An 18,131-nucleotide genomic window follows, 5' to 3' on the forward strand; every position below is an offset into this window, starting at 1 on the left:
AACCGCAAAAGTACGAAATGTTTTTCACAGAAAGTTTATACTTTTGAGGCGAATAACAGACAATACTAGAATATGAATGTAAAAACACTTTTTTATGCGGTAGCCTTCTTGAGTTTATCATGGGCGTCTTTCACCTATGCGCAAGATGTCCTACCGGAATATACGCAAGCACGCCGTTTCGCCCCGTCGAATGCGGAACAGTTACTTTTCTCTTATACCCTTACCCCCAATTATTTTAATAATAGTAACAAATTCTGGTACGAGTATAAGACGAGTGAGGGGACAAACTGGTATCTGGTGGACCCCGATTCGAGAAATAAACGATTATTATTCGATCGGGATGAGTTGGCGGCACAGATAAGCGAGATCGTGAGAGAGCCTTTTACCGGACAACAACTTCCTATCGAAGATTTACGCTTAAAGGAAGATGATCGCACGTTTACTTTCTCGATAAAGGGTACGAACGGGAACTATTTTTTCTCGTATGATTATCCGTCCTCCCGGTTGACTCGGATTACGAAAGACGAGATTCCTGCTAAAATCCGTTGGGCGAATATATCGCCGGATAAAAAGCGGGTCGTCTTCGCAAAAGATTTGAACCTGTATGTCATGAGTTATGAGGATTATGAGAAGGCCGTGAAGAATCCGGAGGATAAGACGATATCCGAGATCGCCTTGACTACGGATGGCGAAAAAGATTTTGGCTTTGGTATGCCCCGGACCTTCTTGAATACCGATACTTTATGTGACCATAAGCGGAAATATGTAATGGGGAACTGGTCTCCCGATGGTCGTTATTTCGTCGCGACTTTGTCGGATCAACGTGAGGTGCAAGATTTATGGGTGATTAACTCGATCGCCAAACCTCGTCCTACACTTGAGACCTATAAATATCAGATGCCGGGAGAGGCGGGTTCTCCGATCGTTCATTTATATCTCTTTGATTTGGAAAATGCCGGAAAGCGGAAAGAAATCCGGGTGGATTGTTTTAAAGATCAAACAATCAATCTAGCCTCCAGACCGGATAAGGAGCGTAGGGGACTCACTCGGAACTCGATCTGGTTGGGAGATAACCAGACCTTCTATTTGACCCGTGTCAGCCGGGATATGAAACGGGTGGATATCTGTTCGTATACGATCGGGGAGGATTCGGTAAAAGCGATCATTGAGGAACGTCTAAATACCTCTATGGAAACCCGCCCGCTAGCGATGACCGATAATGGTAAGGAATTGATCCATTGGAGCGAACGGGATGGTTGGGCGCATCTGTATCTATATGACGCGCAAGGAAATTTGAAAAACCGTATCACCAAAGGACCTTGGCATGTGGACGCCATCGTAGACGTGGACAGTAAGAATCGAGTCGTTTACTTCAAGGCGAATGCCCGGGAAAAGGGAGATACGACTCCTTATTACGAGCATTTGTATCGGGTGAATCTGGATGGTTCGGGCTTAAAGCTGATTACTCCGGGCGATTATTTCCACCTGGTCTCTATGGATAAATCCATGCGATATATCGTGGATAACTATTCTCGTGTCAATACGATCCCGGCTACGGCATTGTATGATAACCAAGGTAACCGATTGATGACCTTGGAGGAGAGTGACTTCTCCCAATTATTCATGGCAGGTTATAAATTCCCTGAGCCTTTTTCGGTAAAGGCGGCCGACGGGGTGACCGATTTGTATGGTGTCATGTATAAGCCTTTTGATTTTGATTCCACGAAAGTATATCCGGTCATTAACTATGTATACCCCGGACCGCAACAGGAGGGAACTTTCTTTCGCTACATCCCGATGAATCCTCGTACGGATCGTTTGGCGCAAGCCGGATTTGTCGTGGTGTGCATGGGACATAGGGGAGGGCATCCCAGTCGCTCCAAGTGGTATCATAATTATGGATATGGAAATTTGCGTGATTATCCGATGGCGGATCATAAAGTAGCTATTGAGCAGTTGTGCGCTCGATATAAATTCATGGATATCAACCGGGTCGGCATACACGGACACTCCGGTGGCGGTTTCATGTCTACAGCGGCTATGCTGCTTTATCCGGATTTCTTTAAGGTAGCGGTATCTTGTGCCGGCAATCATGACAATAACATTTATAACCGGTGGTGGGGAGAGAAACATCATGGGGTAAAGGAGATCACGGATGATATGGGAAATATCTCGTTCGATATTCGCATCCCGACCAATCAGGAATTGGCGAGGAATTTGAAAGGCCATCTGTTATTGATCCATGGCGATATCGATAATAATGTGCATCCGGCGAATACCATTGTTGTCGTGGACGAGTTGATCAAGGCTGGCAAACGCTTTGATATGTTGATCGTACCGGGAAAACGTCATCATTTTGATGACTATAATGAGTATTATTACTGGCGGATGGTCGATTACTTCTCTGAGTATTTGAGAGGCGAACGGGAAACAGGTGCGGATATAAAAGATTTGAAACTGGGCAATTGGTTTCAGGGGTATCAGTGATGAGAAGTAGTATATGTGAGAGAGATTGTTTATTTTTGTCTCGCAAAAAAATAAATAGGATGAAACCTCTTGATATAATAAAGAAATATTATCCGGAAAGTTCGGATGCCTACCGGATTTTGGTGACTCATAGCCGCAGCGTGGCGGATAAGGCATTGGCATTGGCCCGTTTGCATCCGGAGATGAATCTGGATCTGACTTTTATTGAGGAAGCGGCGATGTTGCATGACATAGGGATCTTTTTGTGTAACGCACCGGATATCGATTGCCATGGGGAGGCCGATTATATCTGCCATGGCTATCTGGGAGCCGATTTAATGCGGAAAGAGGGGTATCCTCGCCACGCCTTAGTTTGCGAGAGGCATACGGGAACGGGGCTTTCGCTTGCCATGATCGAGGAACGGAACCTGCCTGTTCCACATCGGGATATGCGTCCTGTGTCATTGGAAGAACAATTGATCTGTTTCGCTGATAAATTCTTTAGCAAGACTAAATTGACGAAAGAGAAACCGGCTGATAAGATAAAACAGAGCTTATCCAAGTATGGAAATGAGACAGTTGAGCAGTTTGAACACTGGTGTAAACTCTTTTTAGGGGAATAAAAGCATAAGGGCTCGTTTATTTATTATACATTTGCACGCTGTAACACACTGCAAAGAACGAAGTAATGTTTTTGATATATAGAGTCCTAATCATTCTATTCGTTTTCCTCTTGGGAGGCTTGGGCGTGCAAGCGCAGGAGATTGTCGCTCCTGCCGATAGCTTGGCTCAGACTGATTCTCTCTTGGTGGCTCCTACGGATAGTACAACGTTAGCGGGAGATTCGATTCCAGAAAAGCAGACCGGGCTAGATGCTCCGGTCAGTTATCAAGCGACCGATTCTATCGTGATGACGGCTGGCAACTGGGCATATCTTTACGGGGAAGGCGATGTCAAATACCAGAATATCGAGCTGCAATCCGAATTGATCGAGATGAATATGGATAGTAGCATCGTGTTCGCTAAGTTTGGACTCGACTCTATCGGGCAGGAGTTTGGCTATCCGTTGTTTAAGGAGGGCGATCAGCAGTATGAGTCGAAGACGATGCGGTATAATTTTGGTACCAAGAAAGGATATATCACGGACGTGATTACCCAGCAGGGCGAAGGGTATGTTACCGCCGGGCGAACGAAAAAGATGGAAGGGGATATCTTGAACATGGTGGGTGGTAAGTATACGACCTGCGACGAGCATGAGCATCCTCACTTTTACATTCAGATGACGAAAGCGAAGGTGCGCCCGAAAAAGAATATCGTAACGGGTCCGGTCTATCTAGTTTTGGAGGACGTGCCGTTGTATCCGATCGGGTTACCTTTCTGTTTCTTCCCGTTCTCGAGTACATATTCATCCGGTATTATTATGCCGACTTTCGGAGACGAGTCTACCAGAGGTTTCTTCTTGCGTGACGGTGGATATTATTTCGCCTTGAGCGATTATATGGACTTGGCTTTGTTGGGAGAGATTTATACCAAGGGATCTTGGGGATTGTCGGCCCGTTCGGCTTACCGCAAACGCTATAAATTCTCGGGCAGTTTTAATGCTTCTTATTTGGTGACGAAATTGGGCGATAAGGGATTACCCGACTATAATTTGTCTAAGGACTTCAAGGTAAACTGGACGCATACGCAAGACCCTAAGGCGAATCCTTATCTGTCTTTCTCGGCGAGCGTAAACTTCTCGACCTCTTCGTATGACCGTAATAATCAGAATAGTTTATACCCGAATGCGAATGGATATGCCGATGTGAACCAGAATACGAAGAGTTCATCCATCAACGTAACGAAACGTTTCCCGAATAACCCGTTCACGATCTCCGGTACGATGAGTATAAACCAGACGACCCGTGATTCTTCTATCGCCGTGACCTTGCCTAGCATGACGGTTACGATGAGTCGTATCTTCCCTTTTAAGCGGAAACATCCGGTCGGGAAGGAGCGTTGGTACGAGAAGATCTCCATGAGTTATTCCGGTACGTTTAGTAATAGTATAACGACAAAAGAAAACTTATTATTCAAATCGAATTTGATCAAAGATTGGCAGAATGCTATGCAGCACTCGATTCCGGTAAGCGCTACATTCTCCGTGCTCAAGTACTTGAATATTTCTCCCTCTTTCAATTATAAGGAACGTTGGTACACCAGCAAGATCGAACAGGAATATGATACGCAGAAACAGGCTTTGGTAGCCCGCGACACTACGTATGGTTTTTATCGTATTTACGATTTTAACGCTTCTATCTCTGCGTCTACTACCTTGTATGGTTTTTATAAACCGTTGCCATTCTTGGGTAATAAGGTTGAGATGATCCGTCACCGCTTCGAGCCGTCTATTACGGTAAGCGCCCAGCCGGACTTCGCTTCTTCTCGTTTTGGTTTTTATGAGACTTATGTATATCAAGACGCGAATGGTGAGGATCGTGAATATACGTATTCTCCGTTCGCTCATAATATGTATGGCGTTCCGGGAACGGGAAAACAAGGAAATATCAGTTTTGACGTAAATAACAATATCGAGATGAAGGTGCGTTCGGATAAGGACTCTACCGGATTCAAGAAAATTAGTCTGATCGATAAGCTGTCGTTAGGCATGAGTTATAATATGGCGGCGGATTCATTTAAGTGGAGTGACTTGAGTGTAGGTTTACGTTTGAAATTATCCAAGAGCTATACGTTGAACTTGAATGGTCAGTTCGATACCTATACGTACGATGAGAATGGGCATCGTGTCGATATTCCCCGTTGGAAAGCAGGCAAGGGTATTGGCCGTTTGAGAGGGACTAGCACCAGTTTTTCCTATACATTTAATAATGATACGTTCAAGAAGTTGTTTGGAGGAGGTGATAGCTCATCGGATAAATCCGGGAATCAATCGGCTTCCACGGATCCGAATGCAGATCCGGATGGATTGAACCCGGATGGAGAAGGAGAGGGCGAGAATAAGGAAAGTGGTGGCCGTCTGTTGGGCAAAAAGAAAGAGACCGGTGAGACAGATGCCGATGGCTATTTAATTTCCAAGATTCCTTGGAGCCTCTCGTTTAGTTATGGTTTGAGCTTGCGGTATGGTGATTTTAATCGTTCTAAACTGGAGTATGATTACGCCTTGACTCACTCTTTGAGCTTTAACGGAAATATCCAGCCGACAAAGAACTGGCGTTTTAACTTTAACGCTACTTATGATTTTGACGCTAAGAAGATCTCTTATATGACTTGTAACGTAACTCGTAACTTGCACTGCTGGCAAATGACGGCTAGTTTCGTTCCGGTCGGTCCTTATAAATCCTATACATTCAGTATCGCTGTAAGCTCTGCTTTATTGAAAGATTTGAAGTATGATAAGAGAAGTAATTATAGGGATGGACAGCAGTGGTATTAATAATTGAAAATTGAGAATTGAGAATTGAAAATTAAAGTTACACAATCCAATAATTCTCAATTCTCAATTTTTAATTCTCGCCCCATTTGATGGGGGTTTGCCCAGTTGCGATTAAATAATCATTGGCTTTGCTGAAATGCTTGTTTCCGAAGAATCCCCGGTAAGCGGAAAGTGGGGACGGATGAGCTGATTTAAGAACCAGATTACGGGATGAATCGATGAAAGCACCTTTCCTTTGTGCGTAGGAACCCCATAATATGTAAACGATATGGCTTCTTTCAGCCGCCAGACGATGAATAACAGCATCAGTAAAGGTCTCCCAACCTCTATTTTGATGGGAACCGGCTTGATGCGCTCGTACTGTGAGAGTGGCATTTAGCAATAATACGCCTTGATCTGCCCAACGAATCAAATTGCCAGTTGTTGGAACCGGATGCCCTAGATCATCTTGTATTTCTTTGAATATATTGATGAGGGAAGGGGGGAAAGGTACCCCATCCTGCACGGAGAAACAAAGTCCGTGCGCCTGTCCCGGCTCGTGATAAGGATCTTGGCCGAGGATAACGACCTTCACTTTATCGAACGGGCAGTGCTCAAAAGCGTTGAACATATAAGGACCGGGAGGATAAACAGTACCTTGGCGGTATTCTTGTTTAACGAAATCGGTCAATTGCTTGAAATAATCTTTTTCAAACTCGTCGGCTAACCGTTTTTTCCAGCTTTCTTCAATCTTTACATCCATAATATAATAGTTGGCTGTTAACTAAATAAGCATCATTCCAGCCGCACGTGCTTCCTTGCGCATCTCCTCCGGCCAGATACTTGCCTGTATCTCTCCGATATGGGCCTTACGAAGATAGAACATACACAACCGGCTTTGTCCGATACCACCGCCGATACTTTGCGGAAGTTCACCGCTCAAGAGGCGTTTGTGGAAATATAGTTCCTTTTTCTCCCCGGCTTTGCAAATATCCAACTGGCGTAGCAAGGCTTCCTTATTGACGCGGATACCCATAGAGGATAGTTCCATAGAACGGTTTAGTACATCATCCCAAACCAATAAATCCCCGTTCAATCCGGTTTGTCCGTTCTCGGCGATCGTAGACCAATCATCGTAGTCCGGAGCACGTCCGTCATGCTTCTCCCCATTGCTTAGCGAGCATCCGATACCGATAATGAATACGGCCCCGTATTCCTTGGTGATAGCGTCTTCCCGCTCTTTCGGTGTAAAGGTAGGATATTTTTGTAACAAATCCTCGGAATGGATGAAATGAATCTGTTGGGGGAGCGTCGGGCGGATTTGAGGAAACATCTCGTAAACTAAATATTCGGTACGGACCATAGCGGCATATATGCGACGGACGATTTCCTTGAGGAAATCGATATTACGTTCGCTTTCGCTCATTACACGTTCCCAGTCCCATTGGTCCACGTATAAAGAGTGTAAATTACCTAGCTCCTCGTCTGAGCGGATGGCGTTCATGTCGGTGTAAATACCGTAACCTTCTTCAATGTGATAATCGGCGAGTGTCAGTCGTTTCCATTTGGCGAGTGAGTGTACGATCTCTGCTTTAGAGTCGTTTAAATCCTTGATAGGAAAAGTGACGGCTCGCTCGGTCCCGTTAAGATCATCATTGATACCCATGCCCTTAAGTACGAATAAAGGTGCGGTTACGCGCCTTAGGCGTAGCTCGGATGAGAGGTTTTGCTGGAAAAAGTCCTTGATCTTCTTGATTCCCATTTCAGTCTGGGATAAGTTAAGTAAGGCTTTATACCCTGCGGGTTTAATAAGATAGCTCATATACTTGTTGTACTTTGTGTTTGTGAAATATGTGCGGCAAAGATAATGATTAATGGCAAAATAACAAGAATATGATCGTTTTTATTTGCAAAATGGCAGAATATACAAAAGACTTATATGCAAAATATCAGAAGTGAAATATTTCTATCCTGTACTTGTTTAAATAAGATATTATATGTACTTTTGTGCAGTCTTTGGCTCGGTAGCTTAGTTGAATAGAGCGTCAGATTCCGGTTCTGAAGGTCGTGGGTTTGAGTCCCACCCGGGTCACAAAAAATCCTTGGTAATCGCTAGATTATTGAGGATTTTTTGTTTATGTGATTTTAAGGTAAGCTATCATCTGGATACATTCTTGCTCTACTCGTTCTTGTTTACCCTAAAAACTATAACTGCATGTGTAAAATAGGATATTCTTTACCTTCTCCGTCCAAATCAGACCTTTTGTATGTGTTAAAGCCTATATGTTTATAAAAACCGACAGCTTGACTATTTTGCTCATTCACATCGACTTTTGTTACTTGCAAATTATCTATGGCATAAGTGATTAATTTTTTTCCTATTCCTATACCTCGATAATTATTATCAATGAATAACATTTCAAGATTTCCTTTTGCGATTCCCATAAATCCTACTAAGATTCCCTCTTGTTCAAATCCGAATAGAGTGACATGTTGAAAATATACTGGAAGTTGTTCCTCATAGTATAGAAAATCTTCCTCTTTAAGAAAGTCATGTGTATTTAATACTGCACTTTCCCAGATTTCCATCAAACGTGGATGATCCGTTACTTTAATTTTTCTAATCATAATTGTAATTACTATTTGAAGCTGCAAAGTTCGGAACTTTTACATTTAAAGCACTGAGTCTAAGTTAAAAAATACGTTTATGGATTCTGTTTAGTGCTTGCGGTGTGGTACCCGATTTCCGCGCTTTTGCAGAACTAACCTTATTCCGTTTTTGTTTTATTACCAGAAAGATGAATTGATAAGATAAAAAATAGGGGAATTATGTCAGCATTTTACAAATTTCTTTTTCCAATGAAGCCGGATGGTACAGCTATATCGTTACTGTTGTTGGCGCTTCGTTTGTTATTCGGAGGTTTATTGCTTTCACATGGGATACAGAAGTGGACGAATTTTGAGAGCATGTCTGCCGCATTTCCGGACCCACTGGGAGTTGGACATTCGGTTTCTCTTGGCTTGGCCATTTTTGGGGAGCTTTTTTGTTCGATTGGCTTTATTTTCGGTGCGCTCTATCGGTTGGCAATGATCCCGATGATTTTTACCATGGGAGTGGCTTTCTTCGTGATTCATGGGAATGATCCGTTTTCTTTGAAAGAGTTGGCGTTCGTTTACTTGGTCGTTTTTATCTTGATGTATATAGCAGGACCTGGTAAGTTCTCGTTAGATCGTCTGATCGCAGTTTTTGTCACTCGGTTAGCTAAGTAGGTCTCTTTTTTTATTCTGCATTATAATGCAATATGTTTAATAAAGTTCCCCCAGAACTACGTATTTTTGTAACCATTCTTATTATTGGAGAACAAAAATACACAATTTTTTTTCACGTTCATTGCTGGAGATCAAGGCAAGCACACGAAAATTGTGTGGCTTGGCTGTTACAGATCTCTTTGTCGTCAGTTAAGGATGACAGGGTTAATGAATATAGCTGTTTTAGTTCTTACAAATGGACACACTTTTGAGAAAACGCAACCTAAAAATACGTAGTTCTGGGGGAACTTTATTAAATATATTGTAATAATGAGAGTGCTTATTATCAGTAATTGGTTTTATCCAAATAACGTAATAGCGGCGTTTCGAATAGAAGCTTTCGCTAAATACTTTCAGTTGGCAGGACATTCGGTTACGGTAGTGACAGAGGGAGAAGTTGACGAGACTAAATTATGGTATGGATGTGAGATTAATTATGTTAAGAATCCTTTGATTACATATTCTTATATGGCTCGTTGTGTAAAAGCGGGAAAGAGGTGGGTGCCAAGACGAATCGTGAATGGTTTGTTGTGTCGTGTTACTGCTGATAGTAAGTTTATGTGGCGTTTTAAAGCTTATAACAAAGCTGTTTCGTTGTGTGAGGCAAACTCTTTTGATGTGGTTTTAAGCTCATTTTGTCCATTGGCTCCTCACATGGTCGCATTTAGATTGCGAAGAAATGGGTACAAGTTTTATTGGATAGCTGATATGCGTGACGAGATGTCAAAGAATATTTATATACCCCGTTATCAGGCTAGGCTACTTATGGCATATGAGCGTAAGGTCGTAAATTCATCGGATTTGGTATTATCGGTATCCCAACCTTTGCTTAGTGATTTCAAATGTTATTGTAGGCATGATAATTTTTTGGAGATCAAGAATGGTTATGATTATGAAGAGGTACACGATGTTCGTTTCCAATCTCAATTTACCATGGCGTTTGTCGGCCGTTTTTACCGGGAAGCAAATCCAACTAATTGGTTTAAAGCATTTTCTGAACTTATAAATGAAGAAAAGTTGCCTTCGGATTGCCAGATAAAGATCATTGGAAATCTTTCGAAGCTAGAGGTTCCCGAGGATATAGCTCCTAATGTCTCGCATATAGAGCCTGTGGCTCACACGGAAGCGATCCGGATGTCGTTGGATGTGGATACGCTTGTCGTGATTTATTCTACGGGAAGAAAAGGAGTGTATACGGGTAAACTATTTGATTATCTGGCTACCAATAAACCAATATTGGCACTTTGTGATCCCGAAGATGTAGTAGGTCGGTTACTGGATGAGACTAAGGCCGGGTTTACGGTGGACAATGCAGATATTGAGGGCATAAAGAAAATGATACTGCGATGTTATTCTATATGGAAAAACAAGGAGGTATTGCCACGCGACTGGGAAAAGATTCGTCGATATACACGGAAGAATCAATGTAAGATACTTCTTGAGTATCTTGCTAATGAAACAGGAATATATGCTGTTTAGATTGATAAATATTTATCGACAGATGTTTTCCAGAATTGTTCCTTTTTCTTGGTTCTTGATATTATCGGTTTTAATACCTTTTGATAATTAATGCCCAATGAATTGGAAATGAAGATGTAAAGCGGAAGATATATGCCGAATTCAAGAGCCAAGAGAGTATAAATATGTGTCGTGTTTATTGAAGAAATAGCCATCTTTGTCGTGATACATGAGAGGATGGCAGCGAATAGCATTTTGAGCATCTTTACCCAAGGCGTGAATTTAACGATTGTAGTTTCTAGCGAACGAGCTATAATTAGGATAAAAATTATTAAGCAAAAAAGAGTGCTGAACGTAGTAACAATCGCAATACCTATCGTGGATGGGAAAAAGTTTATACACAATAGATTTAAGCAGACAAGCAGTATTGCGGTGATCAATTGTGTGTCAGAAAAAGCCTTGCCTTTCCCCAATGCTAGCATGATAGGAGAATAAGGAACGATGCGTATTAAATTAATAATGGTAGCGATTCTGAATAAAGTTACCGATTGCAGATATTTTTCTCCATATAAGAGGTTTATGATCTCTTCTGCGAAAATGAAACAAAATATTGATAATGGATAAATAATTGCTGAGGATTTGTAGGTTACGGATTTCCATAACTTTATAAATTCATACTTGTTGATACCGTGGTTTGACATCTTTGAGAATTCTGGAAGCAGGATAGTCGCTGTAGCGCTAATGAGCATTCCTGCAAATGGTAATTCGCGGTATCCGTTGCTAAATGCCGCGAAGTCTTTTACCCCGAAATATCTGCTTATGAAAAACTGGCTGGCAGAACTGATTATAAAGCCATATAAGCTAGCGGTGGATATAGGTTTTATAAATCTAAATATTTCACTCATAGATATTTGAGACTTTCTTGGCTTAACACCTCTGAACGGTATGGTAATTAATATAAGCCCGGTTAGGCAAGTGATAATAGCTGATATGACAAAGCCTATAATGGCACTAGATGCGTTGGCGTTTATAAGTATAACGGGTAGTATGGTACATATAATCATAAATGTACGGCTGATGGCAACATATATAATTACGATTCTTAACATACCATATACTGTAAGAATACTCTCTACCCCCATAACAGGCATTAGTAACATGGGAGTTATTGAGAAATACATGAGGTTGTAAGTTAGCGACGGATTTTTTAATAAATCCGCTATTTGATAAGCTCCAAACAGTAAAATACAAGAAACGATAGCAGATATTCCAAGGAATATCAAGTTTAGTCTTTTTATAATATTTAGACCTTCCTCAATTGGGACACGGGCTAGGAAATAGGAATAAGCTTTGGGCAATCCAAGGGAAAAGACAATAAGTAAAATCGAATAAACATAAATAACTTGGCGGTATGTACCATATTCATTTTGTGGCATAAGATGACTGAATACTATGGATGTTATTAATCCGGTACTATGTGATATTAAGTTCGCCAACATCAGCAATAGAACTTGAATAGTACGATTATCGCATTTTTTCAAAATCTTAGATTGCATTAGACACTGATAATTTTACAATGAATTTTGTAGGTTAGCTATATAATGATATATTGTAGAAAAGTATTCAAGAGGAATTAAATTTCGTGGGCGTTGACGGATTCGAACCGCCGACCCTCTGCTTGTAAGGCAGATGCTCTGAACCAGCTGAGCTAAACGCCCGAAGTTCTTTCGGTATAATAATAAATTAAAAGTGGGCGTTGACGGATTCGAACCGCCGACCCTCTGCTTGTAAGGCAGATGCTCTGAACCAGCTGAGCTAAACGCCCGAAGTTCTTTCGGTATAATAATAAATTAAAAGTGGGCGTTGACGGATTCGAACCGCCGACCCTCTGCTTGTAAGGCAGATGCTCTGAACCAGCTGAGCTAAACGCCCGAAGTTCTTTCGGTATAATAATAAATTAAAAGTGGGCGTTGACGGATTCGAACCGCCGACCCTCTGCTTGTAAGGCAGATGCTCTGAACCAGCTGAGCTAAACGCCCGAAGTTCTTTCGGTATAATAATAAATTAAAAGTGGGCGTTGACGGATTCGAACCGCCGACCCTCTGCTTGTAAGGCAGATGCTCTGAACCAGCTGAGCTAAACGCCCGAAGTTCTTTCGGTATAATAATAAATTAAAAGTGGGCGTTGACGGATTCGAACCGCCGACCCTCTGCTTGTAAGGCAGATGCTCTGAACCAGCTGAGCTAAACGCCCGAAAATCTTTCGGTGAAATAATAAATTTAAAGGTGGGCGTTGACGGATTCGAACCGCCGACCCTCTGCTTGTAAGGCAGATGCTCTGAACCAGCTGAGCTAAACGCCCTTTAAACTTATTTTTTCGTTCGCTTTATCTCTCTAAAGCGCTGCAAAGATACGGCTTTTTTTATTACCACCAAACTTTTTGACGAAAAAATGTGGATGAATATGAATTTTGTTTGGATGTGGCTGCGTAAGTGTCTGATGGTCCTAAAAACGGGGCATTTAGTTAAAAATAACGATTGCTTACCTTATTATTCAATGGAAAAGACTTAACTTTGCGACTCTATATTAATAATGTATATGGTATTATCGACACTGACTGCTATTTCGCCCGTGGATGGGCGATACAGGAATAAGGCTGAGAATCTGGCGGCTTATTTTTCAGAATACGCACTTATCAAGTATAGGGTGCGAGTTGAGATCGAGTATTTTATTACTCTATCTGAGTTTCTTCCGCAATTGAGCGAGTTAAATGCGGCGGAAGTAAAAAAGGGGCTCCGGAAGATTTATCAGGAGTTTACGGAGGAGGACGCTTTACGAGTGAAGGAGATCGAGAGCGTGACAAACCACGATGTGAAAGCGGTGGAGTACTTTATTAAGGAAAAAACAAATCATTTCCTTGCGGAGAAATACCACGAGTTTATTCATTTTGGATTGACTTCTCAGGATATTAATAACACATCTGTGCCTTTATCGATCAAGGACGCTTTGCAAGAGGTTTATTATCCGGGTTTGGAAGAGGTGATCGGTGCCTTGAAAAAATACGCCGAGGAATGGATGGATATCCCGATGTTGGCTAAGACACATGGGCAACCGGCATCTCCGACTCGTTTGGGTAAGGAGGTGATGGTTTTTGTTTACCGTTTGGAGCAACAGTTGGCATTATTAAAGGCCGTTCCTATCTCCGCTAAATTCGGTGGCGCTACAGGAAACTTCAATGCGCATCATGTAGCGTATCCGGAATATGATTGGAGGGCATTCGGTAACAAGTTCGTTAGTGAGGTGTTAGGCTTGAAGCGTGAGGAGTGGACTACCCAGATCTCTAATTATGATAATCTGGCAGCGATCTTCGATGGCTTGAAGCGTATCAATACGATCTTGATCGACTTGAATCGTGACTTCTGGCAATATATCTCCATGGAGTATTTCAAGCAAAAGATCAAGGCGGGTGAGATCGGTTCGTCTGCTATGCCACATAAGGTGAACCCGATTGATTTCGAGAACGCTGAGGGTAATCTAGGGATCGCTAACGCTATTTTAGAGCATTTGGCTACGAAATTGCCGGTATCTCGTTTACAAAGAGACTTGACGGATTCTACCGTGTTGAGAAACGTAGGCGTGCCTTTGGCACATATAGAAATTGCCTTCAAGAGCTTAACAAAAGGCTTGGGTAAATTGTTATTGAACGAGAGCGCCCTAAGTAGGGATTTGAATAATTGCTGGGCTGTGGTAGCCGAGGGTATCCAGACGGTCTTACGCCGTGAGGGTTATCCGAAGCCTTACGAGGCATTAAAAGCTTTGACACGTACGAACCAGACTGTTACGGAGCAATCTATCAAGGAGTTTATCGAAACCTTGAATGTTAGCGACCGGATTAAAGATGAATTAAGGGCTATAACGCCTCATAATTATACAGGAATTTAGTGATAATACAGGTAGCCGTGAGGCTACCAAGTTTTTAACCATTGTTTAATTTATAACAAATGAGTACAGAAGAAAGAGATGAATCTCAACTGCGTCCAAAAAAAGTGATACCAAGTATCAGACGGGAAAACACAGACCAAGAAGGTGAAAGAAGACCTTACAATCAGGGGTATAATAGACCTGAGGGTAGCTATGAACGTAGACCGTATCGGTCTTATGGAGAAAATAACCGTCCTTCATACGGGGATCGTCCGAGCCGTCCGCGTTCTTACGATAATAACCGTGAAGGCGGGTATGGCAACAACCGTGAGGGGGGCTATGGTAATAGTCGTCCATCTTATGGCAACAATCGCGAAGGTGGGTATGGAAATAATCGCCCGTCTTATGGCAACAACCGTGAAGGTGGCTACAACAGCGGCCGCTCGTCTTATGGAAATAACCGCCCGTCATATGGGAATGGAGGAGGGCAATACAATCGTCCGTCTCGTCCTAATTATGATGGACCGGCAAAGGCTTATTCCGCTAGTCCTTCCGGAGAGGGAATGTCTGCGGATGGTATGAAGAAAAGAAGACCTAGAGTAGGTGATACCCGGGTTGATTACAATGATTCACGTTCAAGCGGCGGGGACGGTTACGCACCCAGACGTTCGTATGGTAACGATAACTCTTATGGCGGTAATCGTCAAGGGGGTGGTGGATATGGAAATAATCGCCGTCCTTCTTACAATAATAATCGCCGTCCCGGTGGAGGAGGTGGCTTCCAAAGATCGCAGGGATACAACGTTCGTCCGAAACAGATCAAGTATAAGGAAGTCTTGGCGGATCCAAACGAACCGATTCGTTTGAACAAATTCTTATCTAACGCTGGTGTTTGTTCTCGTCGTGAGGCTGATGAGTTTATCCAGAAAGGAGCTGTTAAGGTAAACGATGTCGTGGTAACGGAATTGGGTACTAAGATTACTCGTCAAGATGTTGTTACATTTAACGAGAAGCCGGTTCAGATCGAGAGCAAGGTGTATATCGTATTGAACAAGCCGAAGAATTGCGTAACGACTTCTGATGATCCTCAAGAACGCCTGACGGTGATGGATTTGGTGAAGAACGCTTGCCAAGAACGTATTTATCCGGTAGGCCGTTTGGACCGAAATACGACAGGAGTCTTGTTGTTGACGAACGATGGTGATTTAGCTTCTAAATTGACTCACCCATCTTTCAAGAAGAAGAAGATCTACCATGTGTGGTTGGATAAGAACGTGGCTATCGAGGATATGGAGAAAATCGCTAACGGCCTTGAGCTTGAGGATGGGGAGATCCATGCGGACGCTATCAGCTATGCTAGCGAGGACGATAAGAGCCAAGTGGGTATCGAGATCCATTCCGGCCGTAACCGTATCGTGCGCCGTATTTTCGAATCGTTGGGATATCATGTGACGAAATTGGATCGTGTTTATTTCGCCGGTTTGACTAAGAAGAACTTAGGCCGCGGTAAATGGCGTTACTTAAATGAAAGGGAAGTGAACGCTCTTAGGATGGGAGCTTTCGAATAAAAAAAACGATACAGATGGAAACAATTAAACGAACAAAAATTGTAGACGTGCTGAAAAGCGACGCTTTCGGTACTACCGTGAACGTGAAAGGATGGGTTCGCACCCGCCGTGGTAGCAAACAGGTGAATTTTATCGCCTTGAATGACGGTTCTACAATCAATAATGTTCAGATCGTTGTGGATGTAGATAAATTGGGTGATGAGTTCTTGAAACCGATTACCACGGGAGCTAGTATCAGCGTAAATGGTATCTTGACACAATCCCAAGGTAAGGGGCAAAATGTGGAGATACAGGCTACCGAGATTGAGATCTTCGGTACGGCTGATCCAGCTACTTATCCATTGCAGAAAAAAGGACACTCCATGGAGTTTTTGCGTGAGATCGCTCATTTGCGTCCTCGTACGAATACATTTGGAGCGGTATTCCGTATTCGTCATAATATGGCTTACGCTATCCATAAGTTTTTCCATGATAGAGGCTTTTTCTATTTCCATACGCCGATCATCACGGCTTCCGACTGTGAGGGTGCCGGACAGATGTTCCAAGTTACTACCAAGAATTTGTACGACTTGAAAAAGGATGAGAACGGCTCTATCATTTATGAGGACGACTTCTTCGGCAAGCAGGCTAGCTTGACGGTTTCCGGACAGTTGGAGGGTGAGTTGGCAGCTACAGCCTTGGGACAGATTTATACGTTTGGCCCTACGTTCCGTGCGGAGAACTCAAATACGCCTCGTCATTTGGCGGAATTCTGGATGATTGAGCCGGAAGTAGCTTTTAATGATATCACGGACAATATGGAGTTGGCCGAGGAGTTCATTAAATATTGCGTACAATGGGCGTTGGATAACTGTATGGAGGATATCAAGTTCTTGAACGATATGTTCGATAAGGAATTGATCGCTCGTCTGGAAGGGGTCTTGAAAGACTCATTCGTTCGCTTGCCGTACACTGAAGGAATCAAGATATTGGAAGAGGCTGTCGCTAAAGGACATAAATTTGAGTTCCCTGTTTATTGGGGTGTAGATTTGGCTTCCGAGCACGAACGTTTCTTAGTGGAGGATCACTTCAAACGTCCTGTAATTTTAACGGATTACCCGAAAGAGATCAAGGCTTTTTATATGAAGCAAAACGAGGATGGAAAGACGGTACGTGCGATGGACGTATTATTCCCGAAGATCGGAGAGATCATCGGCGGTTCCGAGCGTGAGGCTGACTATGATAAGCTAATGAGTCGTATTGACGAATTGGGCATCCCGATGAAGGATATGTGGTGGTACTTAGATACTCGCCGTTTTGGTACGGTGCCTCACTCTGGTTTCGGTTTGGGCTTTGAGCGTCTTTTGTTGTTCGTTACGGGTATGGGAAATATCCGTGACGTGATACCTTTCCCGCGTACACCGAATAACGCTGAGTTCTAATAGCGCTTAGTGATCATGATAAAAAGGGTTCGTAACCGGTTTCAACCGGATTACGGACCCTTTTCTTATATAGCTTCCTTTGTTTAATCGTCGTCCAGATCAATAGGAATTTGCCTTTTGAATGCCTCCTTAAAGGATATAAGCGATTCGGTGCGAGCCAAGCCCAATGGTTGAAGCTTGTTGTGGATGATGCTTAGCAAATGCTGGTTGTTCTTTGCGTATATTTTTATAAACAGGTCGTATTGCCCCGTTGTATAATGGCATTCCACGACTTCCGGTATCTGCAACAGCGCTTCGGTAACGCTTGGAAATTGTCCGGGAGACTTTAGGAATAACCCCATATATGCGCAAGTTTCATACCCAACTTTTGTGTTATCCACGATGAATTCTGAACCTTTGATAACCCCTAAATTAGTCAGCTTTTGTATGCGTTGATGAATAGCCGCTCCGGATACGTTACATTCCCTCGCTACTTCCAAAAATGGCATACGCGCATTGCCGATGATTAGTTTAAGTATCTTCTCGTCCAGTTCATCTAGTTGATGATGTGCCATATATTCAGTATATTTGTATTACT

Annotated in this window: 13 protein-coding genes and 8 tRNA genes; 9 read left to right on the forward strand and 12 right to left on the reverse strand. The window is 42.7% G+C overall.

The annotated features are described in order from the left end of the window. The first annotated feature begins 72 nt into the window (after nt 1-72). The 3 genes from DWX33_RS15500 to DWX33_RS15510 all read left to right on the forward strand — a co-directional run bounded on the left by DWX33_RS15500 (nt 73) and on the right by DWX33_RS15510 (nt 5,899). Nucleotides 73-2,487 (forward strand): DPP IV N-terminal domain-containing protein, encoded by a 2,415-nt coding sequence (locus DWX33_RS15500; protein ID WP_122380643.1) that lies wholly within the window; start codon nt 73-75, stop codon nt 2,485-2,487. 59 nt (nt 2,488-2,546) lie between these two features. Next, nucleotides 2,547-3,089: an HDIG domain-containing metalloprotein gene (locus DWX33_RS15505; RefSeq protein ID WP_005867908.1), complete on the forward strand. Its 543-nt coding sequence runs from the start codon at nt 2,547-2,549 to the stop codon at nt 3,087-3,089. 65 nt (nt 3,090-3,154) lie between these two features. After that, nucleotides 3,155-5,899 (forward strand): putative LPS assembly protein LptD, encoded by a 2,745-nt coding sequence (locus tag DWX33_RS15510; RefSeq protein WP_044544688.1) that lies wholly within the window; start codon nt 3,155-3,157, stop codon nt 5,897-5,899. Nucleotides 5,900-5,969: 70 nt separating this feature from the next. Here DWX33_RS15510 and DWX33_RS15515 read toward each other — a convergent pair whose 3' ends face one another. Both DWX33_RS15515 and asnA read right to left on the reverse strand, forming a co-directional pair. Continuing rightward, nucleotides 5,970-6,641, reverse strand: a complete 672-nt coding sequence (locus DWX33_RS15515) for a uracil-DNA glycosylase (protein ID WP_005867913.1) — start codon at nt 6,639-6,641, stop codon at nt 5,970-5,972. A gap of 21 nt (nt 6,642-6,662) precedes the next feature. Continuing rightward, nucleotides 6,663-7,700, reverse strand: a complete 1,038-nt coding sequence (gene asnA, locus DWX33_RS15520; protein ID WP_022193225.1) for an aspartate--ammonia ligase — start codon at nt 7,698-7,700, stop codon at nt 6,663-6,665. A gap of 196 nt (nt 7,701-7,896) precedes the next feature. Between asnA and DWX33_RS15525 the strand changes: the two genes are divergently transcribed. Then, nucleotides 7,897-7,970, forward strand: a tRNA-Arg gene (locus DWX33_RS15525). Between the two features lie 113 nt (nt 7,971-8,083). On the opposite strand, the gene DWX33_RS15530 is transcribed toward DWX33_RS15525, so the two are convergent. Further along, nucleotides 8,084-8,506 (reverse strand): GNAT family N-acetyltransferase, encoded by a 423-nt coding sequence (locus DWX33_RS15530; protein ID WP_121961456.1) that lies wholly within the window; start codon nt 8,504-8,506, stop codon nt 8,084-8,086. A 201-nt stretch (nt 8,507-8,707) separates the two neighbouring features. Here DWX33_RS15530 and DWX33_RS15535 point away from each other — a divergent pair, with 201 nt between their 5' ends. Both DWX33_RS15535 and DWX33_RS15540 read left to right on the forward strand, forming a co-directional pair. Further along, nucleotides 8,708-9,148 (forward strand): DoxX family protein, encoded by a 441-nt coding sequence (locus DWX33_RS15535; protein WP_121961455.1) that lies wholly within the window; start codon nt 8,708-8,710, stop codon nt 9,146-9,148. A 309-nt stretch (nt 9,149-9,457) separates the two neighbouring features. Continuing rightward, a complete protein-coding gene (locus DWX33_RS15540; protein ID WP_122380644.1) occupies nt 9,458-10,666 on the forward strand; it encodes a glycosyl transferase in 1,209 nt (402 codons plus the stop codon). On the opposite strand, the gene DWX33_RS15545 is transcribed toward DWX33_RS15540, so the two are convergent. The 8 genes from DWX33_RS15545 to DWX33_RS15580 form a co-directional block, all read right to left on the reverse strand. After that, entirely contained in the window at nt 10,663-12,201 is a 1,539-nt protein-coding gene (locus DWX33_RS15545) for a lipopolysaccharide biosynthesis protein (protein ID WP_122380645.1), read from the reverse strand. The two genes, DWX33_RS15540 and DWX33_RS15545, sit on opposite strands and share 4 nt — an antisense overlap. Before the next feature lie 87 nt (nt 12,202-12,288). After that, nucleotides 12,289-12,363 (reverse strand) — tRNA-Val (locus DWX33_RS15550). 32 nt (nt 12,364-12,395) lie between these two features. Further along, nucleotides 12,396-12,470: transfer RNA gene (locus DWX33_RS15555), tRNA-Val, on the reverse strand. Nucleotides 12,471-12,502: 32 nt separating this feature from the next. Then, a tRNA-Val gene (locus DWX33_RS15560) sits at nt 12,503-12,577 on the reverse strand. Nucleotides 12,578-12,609: 32 nt separating this feature from the next. After that, nucleotides 12,610-12,684 (reverse strand) — tRNA-Val (locus DWX33_RS15565). 32 nt (nt 12,685-12,716) lie between these two features. Beyond that, nucleotides 12,717-12,791: transfer RNA gene (locus DWX33_RS15570), tRNA-Val, on the reverse strand. A gap of 32 nt (nt 12,792-12,823) precedes the next feature. After that, nucleotides 12,824-12,898: transfer RNA gene (locus DWX33_RS15575), tRNA-Val, on the reverse strand. Nucleotides 12,899-12,931: 33 nt separating this feature from the next. Then, a tRNA-Val gene (locus DWX33_RS15580) sits at nt 12,932-13,006 on the reverse strand. Between the two features lie 236 nt (nt 13,007-13,242). Here DWX33_RS15580 and purB point away from each other — a divergent pair. From purB to asnS, 3 genes are read left to right on the forward strand one after another with little or no spacing between them, the layout of a single operon-like run. Continuing rightward, complete coding sequence (purB, locus tag DWX33_RS15585; RefSeq protein ID WP_005867921.1) at nt 13,243-14,586, forward strand: adenylosuccinate lyase; 1,344 nt, start codon at nt 13,243-13,245, stop codon at nt 14,584-14,586. Nucleotides 14,587-14,645: 59 nt separating this feature from the next. Then, nucleotides 14,646-16,133 carry a pseudouridine synthase gene (locus DWX33_RS15590; RefSeq protein ID WP_122380646.1) on the forward strand — a complete coding sequence of 496 codons (1,488 nt, stop codon included), beginning with the start codon at nt 14,646-14,648 and terminating at the stop codon, nt 16,131-16,133. A 14-nt stretch (nt 16,134-16,147) separates the two neighbouring features. After that, entirely contained in the window at nt 16,148-17,554 is a 1,407-nt protein-coding gene (asnS, locus tag DWX33_RS15595) for an asparagine--tRNA ligase (RefSeq protein ID WP_008772638.1), read from the forward strand. A gap of 83 nt (nt 17,555-17,637) precedes the next feature. Here asnS and DWX33_RS15600 read toward each other — a convergent pair whose 3' ends face one another. Next, a complete protein-coding gene (locus DWX33_RS15600; protein WP_005858930.1) occupies nt 17,638-18,108 on the reverse strand; it encodes an Lrp/AsnC family transcriptional regulator in 471 nt (156 codons plus the stop codon). Nucleotides 18,109-18,131 lie beyond the last annotated feature (23 nt).

It is taken from the genome of Parabacteroides sp. AF19-14 (genome assembly GCF_003635485.1).
Taxonomy (GTDB): Bacteria; Bacteroidota; Bacteroidia; order Bacteroidales; family Tannerellaceae; genus Parabacteroides; species Parabacteroides distasonis.